The 12952-nt window shown below is 65.4% G+C and carries 11 protein-coding genes; 6 read left to right on the top strand and 5 right to left on the bottom strand.

The genetic code is table 11. From position 1 onward, the window contains the following. Positions 1–10: 10 nt before the first annotated feature. Both A5788_RS00885 and A5788_RS23365 read right to left on the bottom strand, forming a co-directional pair. Positions 11–1264, bottom strand: a complete 1254-nt coding sequence (locus tag A5788_RS00885) for an acyl-CoA thioester hydrolase/BAAT C-terminal domain-containing protein (RefSeq protein WP_064869677.1) — start codon at positions 1262–1264, stop codon at positions 11–13. A gap of 22 nt (positions 1265–1286) precedes the next feature. Continuing rightward, entirely contained in the window at positions 1287–1772 is a 486-nt protein-coding gene (locus A5788_RS23365) for a hypothetical protein (protein ID WP_152930095.1), read from the bottom strand. Between the two features lie 354 nt (positions 1773–2126). On the opposite strand from A5788_RS23365, the gene A5788_RS00875 reads away from it, so the two are divergent. Together A5788_RS00875 and A5788_RS23360 are read left to right on the top strand one after the other, a co-directional pair. Further along, entirely contained in the window at positions 2127–2915 is a 789-nt protein-coding gene (locus A5788_RS00875) for a TetR/AcrR family transcriptional regulator (RefSeq protein WP_064869675.1), read from the top strand. Between the two features lie 116 nt (positions 2916–3031). Next, complete coding sequence (locus tag A5788_RS23360) at positions 3032–4195, top strand: DUF5685 family protein (RefSeq protein WP_082937941.1); 1164 nt, start codon at positions 3032–3034, stop codon at positions 4193–4195. A 25-nt stretch (positions 4196–4220) separates the two neighbouring features. Here A5788_RS23360 and A5788_RS00865 read toward each other — a convergent pair whose 3' ends face one another. Both A5788_RS00865 and A5788_RS00860 read right to left on the bottom strand, forming a co-directional pair. Beyond that, positions 4221–5012: a dioxygenase family protein gene (locus tag A5788_RS00865; RefSeq protein ID WP_064869671.1), complete on the bottom strand. Its 792-nt coding sequence runs from the start codon at positions 5010–5012 to the stop codon at positions 4221–4223. A gap of 32 nt (positions 5013–5044) precedes the next feature. Continuing rightward, a complete protein-coding gene (locus A5788_RS00860; protein WP_231894173.1) occupies positions 5045–6130 on the bottom strand; it encodes an EamA family transporter in 1086 nt (361 codons plus the stop codon). 39 nt (positions 6131–6169) lie between these two features. Here A5788_RS00860 and A5788_RS00855 point away from each other — a divergent pair, with 39 nt between their 5' ends. The 4 genes from A5788_RS00855 (at position 6170) to A5788_RS00840 (ending at position 12058) form a co-directional block, all read left to right on the top strand. After that, positions 6170–6712: a CGNR zinc finger domain-containing protein gene (locus tag A5788_RS00855; RefSeq protein ID WP_049699752.1), complete on the top strand. Its 543-nt coding sequence runs from the start codon at positions 6170–6172 to the stop codon at positions 6710–6712. 104 nt (positions 6713–6816) lie between these two features. Next, the gene (gene mfd / locus A5788_RS00850; protein ID WP_064869669.1) at positions 6817–10407 is read left to right on the top strand and encodes a transcription-repair coupling factor; all 3591 of its coding nucleotides are present in this window, start codon (positions 6817–6819) and stop codon (positions 10405–10407) included. Beyond that, positions 10404–11168 carry an amidohydrolase family protein gene (locus tag A5788_RS00845; protein ID WP_064869667.1) on the top strand — a complete coding sequence of 255 codons (765 nt, stop codon included), beginning with the start codon at positions 10404–10406 and terminating at the stop codon, positions 11166–11168. The genes mfd and A5788_RS00845 overlap by 4 nt, the downstream gene beginning before the upstream one ends. Then, a complete protein-coding gene (locus tag A5788_RS00840; protein ID WP_064869665.1) occupies positions 11165–12058 on the top strand; it encodes a MazG family protein in 894 nt (297 codons plus the stop codon). The genes A5788_RS00845 and A5788_RS00840 overlap by 4 nt, the downstream gene beginning before the upstream one ends. A gap of 181 nt (positions 12059–12239) precedes the next feature. On the opposite strand, the gene A5788_RS00835 is transcribed toward A5788_RS00840, so the two are convergent. Further along, positions 12240–12947: a type 1 glutamine amidotransferase gene (locus tag A5788_RS00835; protein ID WP_064869663.1), complete on the bottom strand. Its 708-nt coding sequence runs from the start codon at positions 12945–12947 to the stop codon at positions 12240–12242. Between the last annotated feature and the right edge of the window lie 5 nt (positions 12948–12952).

The following is a 12952-nucleotide window of genomic DNA, read 5'->3' as shown; positions in this document are numbered from 1 at the left end:
CGCGAGGTGATCAGGTCAGGTGTTGGTTCAGGAAAGCGAGTGTCCGGGTCCAACAGTCCCGCTGTGCCGCTGCGATATGGCACGGATCGCCGCCCCCGATCAGTGAGGCCGACCGGGTGACCGTCGTGGGAATTGCGGGCGGACGGATGAAGTGGCCCACCCCGGGATAGATCAGCAGTTCGTCGTCGGCTGCGTGGGTGGCGTGCTCGTCGCTGCGGCGTCGAAGTATCTCTTGTGCCATGTCCGCAGCGGGATAGCACTGGTCGTCGGTGCCTGCGGCGACCAATATCGGGCACCCGATCTTCTCCACGGCGATGGTCGCGGCCCGCACAGCCGAATGATCCCGCAGACCTGCGGCGTACGCGGCGTGGGTCGACATCGCCATCGACGAGCGTCCGTGAGAGATTTTGCGGCGCAAGAGATTCATGGCGAGTTGTCCGAGTAGGCGCTCACTGCGCAACGGGACATACGGCAGGTCGACGCCGCCGTGGGTGAGGGCAGAGACCTTCTCGGGCGGGCCGTCGCGGCGGAGTGCCTGGAACACGACGTGGCTGGGAGCCACCGCGACGACCGCGCGTGCCGGGGTCCCCATTGTCACCATCGTCGACAGTGCTGTCTGAACACCTACCGACGACGCGTGGAGTGCGATCTTGTCCTCGTCAACGTAGGGCAGGGCGGCGAAGCATTCGATGCCCGCGGCGGTGTTCTCCGTGGCAATTCTGCTGAACGAATCGGGCAACCCCGGGCGCTGAGTGTAGAAGAGGACCGCCGCGACATAGCCGTGAGCGGCGAGCAGCGCGGCCATCGCTGTCACCGACCTGGTGACCATCGTCCCGGGGAACACGACGATTCCCGGCAGCGGGTAGTCAGCTGACTCCGGACGGTAGATCTGTAGCTGCCATCCGTCGCCTCGTCGCTGTTCCACCGTGTGCTCGCGTCCCCACGTACGAGGTACCGTGGCCTTGTCGCTGGACGTACCGTCGGATACCGAGACAGTGAAATCCAATGTGCCGTCGCAGGATTCGAAAATCTCCGGGGAGTTCGGGTTGTCGACGAGCCGCATGTCCCACCACGGTAGGTCTGGATCGGTGAGTTCTAACCGTCCGTCTTTGCCGAGCCGATGGGTGCCGCGGGACCGCCAGTGCGATCCCGCGGCGTCTACACCATCGACGACGAGTTCGACCTTCTCCGCTGGTGTGTCGAACACGTTGAACTCGATGAGCGAGTCGACGAGTCCGTCCGCCGTGTCAACACTGATTCGCATGAGGATCAGACTCGGGTGCGATTCACGACAACACGTAGGTGGCGAACATTCTCGGAGCGGGACGGATCAGGGTGGCCCTCACGGATTCACCGGGGGAGGCTTTACTGCCGGAGATATCGGTGAATCCGAGAGTGTGGCGCAGGGAGGCTGTGTAATTCACCACGGCGGAGCGGTAGGTGTAGGTGTAGGTGACAGTGACGCCCATGGCCAGAGGGTTCGACGTCCAGGCGCGTACGACAGCCGTTCTGCCCATGCCGAGCGAGGCGGGTGGCGCATCGATCCATCGGAAGTCCATCGAACTACCCGCACCGACGCTGGTATCGGGGAATTGCTTCAGGGTCAACGGCATACCGGTGTTGTTGGTGATCACCAGGACGGCACTTGAACCGCCCTGCGGGATAGGCGTGGCCTCGCTCTTCGCGGCGGTGGCCGTTGTCAGGCCGAGGATCATCGCGGTCACGGCGATCGACATGCCGAGTACCTGGAGCAAGCTTCTGTGAGGTCTCATGGTCCATCCTTCGTCTCTCGTCGTCCGTTGCCACGCGCTGGATACGTGACTCTCTACGGGCGATGTATCTGACCGTAAGAAATCCGCACGCTCGGCATAAGTCCGAAATATGGGGGGTTTACAACCGCGGAAGAGGTGAGTACGTCGAAACCGACGAGAATAGGTGGATTGCGCATCTTCATAAGGTGAATGTGTGTCGAATCAGAGGATGTGTGTGCTGCAGCGCCCACTTCCTTCGATCCGACACACATCCTCCGGTCAGCTGGGTGCGTCTTCTCGGGTCCTGCCGCGCGCAACGGCGGGCGGCCGGAGCGTCAGGTCGATTGGGCGTGGGAGATCTCGTAGGGTGGCCTCATGGCTGTCAGCCGTCCGGCGAACTCGAGCACAGGTGAGGTCAAACGCGCGCCACGGGCCCGCATGACCGGCGCCCAACGACGCCTGCAACTGATCGAGGTCGCGCGCGGTCTGTTTGCCGAGCGGGGCTTCGAGGGCACATCCATCGAAGAGATCGCCCAGCGTGCCGGGGTGTCGAAACCGATTGTGTACGAGCACTTCGGAGGTAAGGAAGGTCTCTACGCGGTCGTCGTCGACCGTGAGATGGAGACCCTGCTCGAGATGATCACGTCGTCGCTCTCCAAGAACCGCTCGCTGTACCGCATCCAGCAGGTGGCCTTGGCGCTGTTGACCTACATGGAGGAGCGCACCGACGGATTCCGCGTCCTCGTGCGCGGCGACAGCGCGTCGTCGAGGGACAACGCGACGTACGGAAGTCTTCTGAACGACGCCATCAGCCAGGTCGAGCACATCCTCGCCGGCGACTTCGAACGACGGGGATTCGACCCGAAGCTGGCCCCGATGTACGCACAAGCGCTCGTCGGGATGGTGTCGGTGACGGCGCAGTGGTGGCTCGACGTCCGCGAACCGTCGAAAGAGGTTGTCGCGGCGCACCTGGTCAATCTCTGCTGGAACGGACTCACCCGCCTCGACCCGGACCCCGAACTCGTCGGGCCGGATTACGTCGAACACAAAGCGCGAACGGTTGGCGACGCGACATCTGCCCCGTCGGCTGAGGGGTCGGGGACTCCCGAGGCATTGGAGTCCTCTGATGCGTCGGTGCCGTCTGATTCGGTGGAGTCCCCCTGATCGGCTGAGGTCTGCTGCGGGCGAGGCCTGAACACGCCGAACTGATCTATCACGTGCGAATGACGCTGCGTGTGGCGCAAGTTGGCGCCGACGGTCTGGCGTGCTGGAATCAGCCGGTGTTCGGACTTCTCACACCGTGTCGCCACACGATGCCCGACGACCTCTTCACACAGTGGCAGGCGCACCTGTGTGGCTTATGTCTGTCGTTGCGTGACGGACACGGCCATCCCAGTCGGCTGACGACCAATACCGATGCGGCTACGGTGTCAATTCTTGTTGCGGCACAGTGCAATACGACGCCGTCGACCACGCGTGCCGGCCGCTGCCCGCTGCGTGGAATGAAGTCGGCCGAAGTTGTCGCGGTCGGTGATCCGGGACTGCGACTGGCCACCGGGGTCTCGTTGACGCTCGCCGCAGGTAAGGCCGCCGACATCGTCGAAGAACAGCGGTCCGGGCTGGCGCCACCGTCGCGGATGCGTCGGGTGGTCGCAGGAGGGGTAGCCGCGGCATTGCGACGTCACGCCGTCGACGACGGCCATGTGGCCCGCCTGCTCGACGTCGACTCCATGCTCGCTCGGCTGTCGGGGCAGGCCGAGGTTGAATCGAGGTCGACGGACCTCGACGATCTGCTTCGCGCGTCCTCGGAGTCGGCGGCCCGTGTGTTCGCGGCTACGGCCGACATCGCGGGTGCTCCCGAGAATCGCGAGCAACTCGAGGCCATAGGTGCCGATTTCGGTCGGCTCGCGCACCTGATCGATGCGATCGACGATCTCCCACAGGATCGCGAACAGGGGGAATTCAATCCGCTCGACGCATCGGGGACCGCCATCGACGATGCCCGCGCGGAATGTCGGCTCCTCGTTCGGGCGATTGTGCGTCGGTACGCCAAGCTCGAACTGGTCGACGACAGATTGCTGCGTGCCGTCCTGGTCGACGGGCTGCGTCATGCGGTGCGTCAGCGCATGCCGCGCCGTAGCTCATGTGCCGTACACCGACCTTCGGCTACCGAGCCATCGCTTCCCGAACAGATGCCGCCGCCCGGATACCCGGAAGGGTGGCCGTTCCCGCCGCCGTTCAGTCCGGACCGGCCATTCCACGAGCGTCTACTGCCGTTTCTGGGCAACTCGTGTTGCGGGCCCGCATGCTGCAACGACCACTGGAATCATTGCTCGGACACGTGGAAACCCGCGTTGTGCGACTGTGGCGATTGCTGTGACTGCGACGACTGCTGCGATTGCGGAGATTGTTGTGATTGCGGCGACTGCTGTAGCTGTAACTGACCACCCCGCCGGTGAGAGGTCCGCCTCAGGCAAGCACCAGCGACCGCTTGGCAAGGCCCATCCAGAACCCGTCGATGACCTGGTCGGCCTGTTGCTCGGGATCGTCGCTGGCGCCCAGTGCGACGAAGAGTGGCGCGAAATGCTCAATAGTGGGGTGGGCGTAGGGCATTCCCGGGGCGGTGCGTCGAAAATCGATCAGGGACTCGACGTCGCCGGCGGCGAAACGTTCGTGCGCCCAGGCGTCGAACTCCGACGACCAGCTCGGCGGCGCGGCGTCGGGGGAGGGGTCGGTCAGATACGGCAGCCCGTGCGTGGTGAAGCCCGATCCGATGATGAGCACTCCCTCGTCGCGCAGCGGTGCGAGTCGACGGCCGAGGTTAAGCAATTGTGCGGGGTCGAGTGTGGGAAGCGAGATCTGGAGCACGGGAATATCGGCGTCGGGGTACATGACCGTCAACGGCACGTATGCGCCGTGGTCGAGGCGACGGTGCTGGTCACGGGCGATTGCGGTGCCGTCGGGCATCATCGCCGCGACTCTCGCCGCGAGGTCGGGAGCACCGGGCGACCAGTAGGTGGTGCGATAGAAGCGCTCGGGAAATCCCCAGAAGTCGTAGGTCAGGGGCGTGGTCGGGTCGGTCGAACCGATCGTCAGCGGCGCGGCCTCCCAGTGCGCCGACACCACCAGAATCGCCGAGGGGCGGTCGAGTGTGGTGGACAGCTCGGTGAGTTGGGAGACCCATCGTTCGCTGTCGACGAGTGGTGGGGCGCCATGACTCAGGAACAGCGTCGGCTGGCGGGTGGGTGCGGGGGCTGACATGCGAACATCGTATCAACCGGACCGCAGTCCGGTTAAGTTTCGGGTGCGGACGTTGCGGCATCGTTGTCGGGAGCAATGCTGTCGGCAGCATCGTTCTCGGGGCCTTCTGGCGGGTGGCTCAGCGGCAACGGCTCGCCGACGGGCGACGTCGACGTGCTCGGTTCACCGACCTTGGCCGCGATGACCCCGACGACAATCAAGACGCCGCCGACGATCTGGAGCGCCGCCGGGACCTGATCGAGCAGGATCGCGGCCCAGGCGACCGCGGCCAAGACCTCGACAAGCGCGAACATCGAGGCGAGCCGCGCTCCGAGTCTGCGCGCGGCACCGATTCCGGTGAGGTATGCGGTCGCCGCGGTGACGAGCGCGAGAGCAGCCAGCACCGTCCATGCCGGTGCGTCGAATCCGGCGAAGTGGACCGTCGGGTCGCCGATCGTCATCGGCAGTGCATGCACGAGGCCGAGTACTCCGAGAAGTGTTGCCGCAAAGACCATTCCGCTCGCCGCGAGCACAGACGGCGGCAGTGAATCGTTCTCCTTGGCCGAAATGATGAAGTAGCCGGCGGCGCCGAGCATTGCGCCCGACGCCCACAGCGCACCGATGGGGCTCACCGAGGTGCCGCCGACGAGGTCGAGGACTCCGACCAATCCGACGCCGCTCACCGCAATACCAGCCAGCGCCCACCGCGACGGCCGCTGGCGGTGGATCGCCCACATCCACGCGACTACGACGACAGGTGCGGTGTACTCGATGAGTAGGGCCGGTCCGACGTCCATGTGCTCGATGGCGGAGAAGTAGCAGAACTGCGCGACGGCCATGCCGAGGAATCCGTAGAGCGCGATCGTCCTGCCGTGTTCGCGAATCAGCGTCGACGCCGTCGACCATCGCAGCGCCGAGACACCGCCGAGGTCGCGAATGGCGAACGGCAGCAACGCGAGACCGCCGATGCCGATGCGGATCGCGACGACAGCGCCCGCGCTCCACCCTGCGGCCATCAGCGGCGTGCCGAGTGCGCCCGACAGCCCGAAGCTCGTTGCCGACACCAGGGCCAGGATCAGGCCCGCGCGTCTGCGAGCGGCCACCTCTGCCGGCGTGCGGTCATGGGTCACCGACGTCATGGGTAATGACGCTAGCGGCGGCCTTGGTAAGGTGTCAACATGGTTTTCGGTGATGACGTCGATCTGGCGCTGCAGGCGGCGGTTGCGCTCGCCAACTCGGCAGAGTCGCCCGAGACCTTGCGTTCCATCGACGACCTCGACGCGTTCTGGGACCACTACGGCTATACCGGCCGCCATGACGGTGACCAGCAAGAACTCGACGCGGTGTCGGCGATCCGGCCGGCGCTGCGAGCGCTGCTCATCGCCGACCGCGACCGTGCCGTCGATCAAGTCAACGAGATCCTGAGTCGGCACCGGGCCGTGCCGCGGTTGGTGCGACACGGCGACACGGACTGGCATCTGCACGCCATCGACGACGACGCCCCCCTCGCCGACCGGATCATGGTCGAGACCGCGATGGCCATGATCGACGTGATCAGGGCCGACGACATGTCGAGGTTGTCCGTCTGCGCCGACGCGGGCTGCGAAGGCGTCGTCGTCGATCTCTCTCGCAACCGGTCTCGGCGGTATTGCTCGACAGCCTGCGGTAACCGCAACGCCGTCGCGGCGTATCGCGCGCGGCAGGCCGCGGCAATGGACTAGTGGCTGTGAGCGGCAACTGACCGGTGCTGCCCGCTGCGTCTGTCTGACCAGCGGCGCGCTGCGGCATCTGCCTGGCAGAATTGCCGTGCCCTAGAATTGCCGAAGTGTCGTCTACTCCCGCCCTTCACGGACTCGCATCCCTCGCCTGCGCGGACACGAGCATCGCGGCACTGCGTGACCATCGCGACGATCCGCAACTCGCGATCACTGCCCCCGACGCCGCCCGGCCGTTCGTGGTCAGTTGTCTCGCCGAGGTTGCTGATGCGCCGATCCTCGTCGTTTCGGCGAACGGACGCGAAGCCGACGACCTGACGGCCGAACTACGCGAGCTTCTCGACGACGAGTCTGCGGTGGCGCAGTTCCCGTCGTGGGAGACGCTTCCGCACGAGCGGCTCTCGCCGAGTGCCGAGGTCGTCGGGCAGCGTCTCGAGGTGCTGCATCGGCTGGCGCACCCGGGTGACGCGCCGCTGCGCGTGGTGGTCACCACCGTCCGGTCGCTGGTGCAGCCGATGGCACCCGGGCTCGGGGAGATACGCAGCATCACGTTGCGCGAGGGCATCGAACTCGACTTCGACGGCCTACTCACCGATCTCGTCGAGATGGCGTACGAGCGCGTCGACATGGTCGGTCGGCGCGGCGAATTCGCCGTGCGCGGCGGCATTCTCGACGTGTTCCCGACCACCGCCGATTTCCCTGTGCGAGTCGAGTTCTGGGGCGATGAGATCTCCGAGATGCGAGCATTCTCGGTGGCGGATCAGCGTAGTCAACCCGAGGTCGACGCGTCGGTGGTCCTCATCCATCCCTGTCGCGAGCTGCTGCTCACCCCGCCCGTGCGTGAACGTGCGGCCGCACTCGCCGTCGAGAACGCCTACGACCCGTCGCTCGTCGAAATGCTCACCTCGCTCGCCGAGGGTATTCCGGTGGCGGGAATGGAAGCGCTGACACCCGCCCTCGTCGACGGCGAGATGCAGTTGCTGACCGAGGTACTTCCCGCCGGGACCCGCGTGCTCGTGCTCGACCCCGAGAAAGTCCGAACGCGCGCAGCCGATCTCGCGCAAACCGGAGCCGAGTTCCTCGAGGCGTCGTGGAACGCCGCCGCGATGGGAGCCACGGCGCCCGTCGACACCCGCGAGATGTCCGGTCCGACGGGAATTGATCTGCAGGCCAGTGCTTATCGGCCGCTCGATGACGTCGAGAAGGCCACGCTCGCGGCGGGTCGGTCGTGGTGGACGATGAGTCCGCTTTCTGCGGGCTTCGGCGAAGAATACGAACTCGACATCACCCCGGGGCCGACGCCGCATGGTGACGACGAGGAGATCCGGATCGTGTTCGCCGGACTGCGCGCCCACGTCAGCGCGGGCAACACCGCTGCGATCGTGGTCGCGGGCAAGGGCACCGCACAGCGCGTCTGTGAGCGACTTGCCGACGCAGAGGTTCCGCACGCGCTCGTCGACGGGGGCGCGCGACCCGAACCGGGAACCGTGTCGGTGTTCAATGGCGCGCTGCGTCACGGAATCGTCAGTCCCAGTGCCGGATTGGTGGTCGTGACGGAGACGGACCTCACCGGCAACCGCGTCGCCAGTGTGCGCGACGGAAAGCGATTGCCCGCCAAGCGTCGTAATCAGGTCGACCCACTTGCGCTCACCGCGGGTGATCTCGTCGTGCACGATCAGCACGGCATCGGCAAGTTCGTCGAGATGATCGAACGCACGGTGTCGGGCGCGCGACGTGAGTACCTCGTGCTCGAGTACGCGGCCTCCAAGCGTGGGCAACCCGGCGACCGGCTTTATGTGCCGATGGATTCGCTCGACCAGTTATCGCGCTACGTCGGAGGCGAGCAGCCGTCGTTGTCGAAGCTCGGCGGCTCCGACTGGCAGAACACGAAACGCAAGGCGCGCAAGGCTGTTCGTGAGATCGCCGGCGAGCTGGTCCAGCTCTACGCGGCCAGGCACGCCGCGCCCGGCTACGCGTTCAGTCCGGACACGCCCTGGCAACGTGAGATGGAGGACGCGTTCGACTTCACCGAGACCGTCGATCAGATGACGGTGATCGGCGAGGTCAAGGACGACATGGAGAAGTCGGCTCCGATGGACCGCGTGATCGTCGGCGATGTCGGTTACGGCAAGACCGAGATCGCGGTGCGCGCGGCCTTCAAGGCCGTGCAGGATGGTAAGCAGGTCGCGGTCCTGGTCCCGACAACGATTCTCGCGCAACAACATCTGCAGACATTCACCGAGCGTATGTCGGGATTCCCGGTGCGCATCAGAGGACTCTCGCGGTTCACCGATGCGAAGGAGTCACGCGAGATCATCAAGGAGATGGCGAAGGGCGAGGTCGACATCGTGATCGGTACGCACCGATTGCTGCAGACCGGCGTCACGTGGAAAGACCTCGGGCTGGTGATCGTCGACGAGGAGCAGCGTTTCGGCGTCGAACACAAGGAACACATCAAGTCGTTGCGCACGCACGTCGACGTGCTGACGATGTCGGCGACGCCGATTCCGCGAACGCTGGAGATGTCGATGGCGGGCATTCGCGAGATGTCGACCATCCTCACCCCGCCGGAGGAACGGCATCCGGTGCTCACCTATGTCGGCGCCTACTCACCCAAGCAGGTGGCGGCAGCGATTCGCCGAGAACTGTTGCGCGACGGCCAGGTTTTCTACGTCCACAATCGGGTGTCGACCATCGACAAGACTGCCCGCGATATCGCCGCGATGGTCCCCGAGGCGAGAGTTGCTGTGGCACACGGTCAGATGAACGAGGATCAACTCGAACGCACCGTCGCCGGTTTCTGGAACCGCGAGTTCGACGTGCTGGTGTGTACCACCATCATCGAGACCGGTCTCGACATCTCGAACGCGAACACACTCATCGTCGATCGCGCTGAGAATCTCGGTCTGTCGCAGTTGCATCAGTTGCGTGGTCGTGTCGGTCGAAGTCGTGAGCGCGGTTACGCCTACCTGCTCTACAGTCCCGAAAAGCCGCTCACCGAAACGGCTTACGACAGATTGGCGACGATCGCGCAGAACAACGAACTCGGCGCGGGCATGGCCGTGGCGCTCAAGGACCTCGAATTGCGCGGTGCCGGAAACGTTCTCGGTGCCGAGCAGTCCGGGCACGTCGCGGGTGTCGGATTCGATCTGTACGTCCGTCTCGTCGGCGAGGCTGTCGAGGCATACCGCGCAGCGGCAGACGGCCTGCCCGTCACGTCGTCGGAACCCAGCGAGGTCCGCATCGACCTGCCCGTCGATGCGCACATCCCGGTCGAGTACGTCGACTCTGATCGGTTGCGCCTCGAGGCGTACCGCAAGCTCGCGTCGGCGACGTCGGACGACGAGGTCGACGGCGTGATGTCGGAACTCACCGACCGCTATGGCGAACCGCCCGAGGAAACACGACGCCTGGCGTCGATCGCGAAACTCCGTCTGCGCGCACGTGAACGGGGTGTCACCGAGATCGGCACCACCGGTACGAGTGTGAAGGTCGCGCCGCTCCCGCTGGCCGACAGCGAGCAGGTGCGCCTCAAACGGTTGTACCCCGCGGCGTCGTATCGGGCGACCACATCGGTTGTCACGCTACCGATCCCGCGCACCGGAGGCGTCGGGTCGGCGCGCCTGCGCGACGACGAGGTCATCGAGTACCTCGCGACGTTCCTGCGCAACCTCAAGCCGCTCGAGTCAGCTGACCGATGAGTGCACGGAGCATCTTCGATGCGCACTTCCACATCATCGATCACGCCTACCCCGTCGTCGAGAACAACGGATTTCTTCCGGAGCAGTTCGGAGTGCCGGAGTACCGCGCACGCACCGAATCGCTCGGGATCATCGGCGGCGCAGTGGTTTCCGGATCGTTCCAGAAGTTCGACCAGACGTATCTTGTCGCGGCGTTGGAGCAACTCGGTCAGGGATTCGTCGGGGTCACGCAGTTGCCGGCCACTGTCACCGATGAGGACGTCGTCGCATTGTCTGCGCGCGGGGTCCGCGGCATTCGGTTCAATGTTGCGCGAGGGGGCTCGGCATCACTCGACGAACTCGACGCGTTCGCAAGACGTGTGCACGACGTCGCGGGCTGGCATACCGAGTTATACGTTGACGCAGCACATCTTGACGACCTGACCGACGTCATTGCTGGGTTGCCCGCGGTCAGTATCGATCATCTCGGATTGTCGACGGCAGGGCTCCCGGTGCTCCTGTCGCTCGTCGAACGCGGAGTACGGGTCAAGGCAACAGGATTCGGTCGGGTGGAACTCGACGTTCCGTCTGCGATTCGACAGATCATGGCGGTCGATCCGACGGCCCTGATGTTCGGTACCGATCTCCCGTCGACCAGGGCCCGTCGACCGTTCAGTGATGACGACATCGACCTGCTCGTCGCCGAGGTCGGAGAGGACGACGTCGAGGTGGTGCTGCGCACCAACGCCGAACGGTTCTATCGCGTGGGGGAGTTGCGTTGACGGTCGTGGTGCTCGATCCGCAGCAACCGGGAGTGATCCCGATAGCGGCGCGCACAGTGCTGACCGGCACCGTGCTGGTGACCGAAGACGTCCCCGCGTCGGTGCTGTGGCAACTCGACCACGTGGTCACCGCGGCAGCCGACTCCGACTCGTTGCTCACCCTGGTGACGACGGACGCGCAGCATCCACTCGTGCGTATGCGGATCGCCGACGGCGACGACGTCGTCGAAGTGGAACGCCGATCGGGGGCGAGTCTGCTCGACGCCGTCGCGCTGATGGACACGCTGCGTCGAAACGGACCGTGGGAGTCGACGCAGACGCATGCGTCGCTGCGGCGGTACCTGCTCGAAGAGGTCTACGAGTTGCTCGATGCCCTCGACGGTGACGACCAGGAGAACCTTCGCGAGGAACTCGGCGACCTGCTGCTGCAGGTGCTGTTCCACGCGCGGATCGCCGCCGACGACCCGGTGGCCCCCTTCGATATCGACGACGTCGCGCGGAGCTTCGTCGACAAGGTGCGCGGCCGCACACCGGGCGTTCTGTCCGGCGAACACAGCGACCTCGAGACTCAGATCCGTGAATGGGAGGAGCGCAAGGCCGCCGAGAAGCAGCGCGGCTCGGTCCTCGACGGCATCGCGACGACAGCCCCTGCGCTCGCACTGACGCAGAAGGTGCTCGAACGCCTGACCGCCGCGAACTACCCCGTCGACACCATCGACCCCGCAGTGCTCACCGTGACGATCGAGATCGGCGACGACAGCGTCGAAGCCACCGCGAGGGCCAGGACGCTTGCGCTGATGGAACGGGTCCGTGACGCGGAGGCCAGTGCTGCAGCTGCAGGCGCGACGCTCGGCTCGCGCGAGGCGTGGGAGTCGTTTCTCGCGCGGTGAGGTCGACGCTGCGGGGGTTCCGAACTGCGCGGCCCCGCTCGCCGCGGCCTAGATGTGTGTCGAATTGAAGGATGTGTGTGTTGCAGCGCCCACATCCTTCGATACGACACACATTCACCCGCGACGGACGAACCGAGCGCCCGGATATACCGGCATAAGTCGCTGTGGTGCGCGTAGAGCGTCAGGCGACCGGCGCCGTCACGCCGGCGTGAATCAGGAAGCGGCCCAACAACTCGTCGGCGTCGGCCGCAGCCGCCGCCGCGCGCCGGCGGATGTCGGCGGCCACTGTGGCGATATCGACTCCCGACTCGCCGATTGGGCGCTTGCGTGTCGTGAAACCGATGCGCCACGCGTCGAAACATTCGGGGGTGATCTCGGGGTGGAATTGCAGGCCAAGATGTCGTCGGACGGTGAATGCCTGGACGTTGTGCTCGGTGCGGGCAATCACCTCGGCGTTGTCAGGAGGGGTGATCGTGTCGTGGTGGAACTCCATCCACGGTCCCGCAGAGACGAGTTCAGGTCGCGTGGTGTCGATTTCGGTGAAGCCGTGCTCGGGTCGGGGACTCGGCGAGACCGATCCGCCGAGGGCGCTGGCGAGAATCTGTCCGCCGAAGCACACCCCGAGGATCGGTACGTTCGCCGCGTCGGCCTGCTGCAGGAATTGTCGTTCGGGCGCGACCCAGTCCAGCTTCTCGTCGTAGACGGAGTCGGGTGAACCGGTCACGCAGATGAACGCGAGACCGGCCAGGTCGACCGAATCGAGGTCGTCGACTCCGACGATCTCGACGGTAAAGCCGCGATTCTCCATTGCGGGCAGCAGCGACCCGAGAATCGTCTTCTGCTCGTCAGGAATCACGCCGTGCACGACGGCCAGTGCTCGCTGTCCCATACGTC

Source organism: Gordonia sp. 852002-50816_SCH5313054-c, from assembly GCF_001665925.1.
GTDB classification, from domain to species: Bacteria; Actinomycetota; Actinomycetes; order Mycobacteriales; family Mycobacteriaceae; genus Gordonia; species Gordonia jacobaea.
Note: the sequence above shows the minus strand (reverse complement) of the source record. Positions and strands in the feature narration are given on the sequence as shown.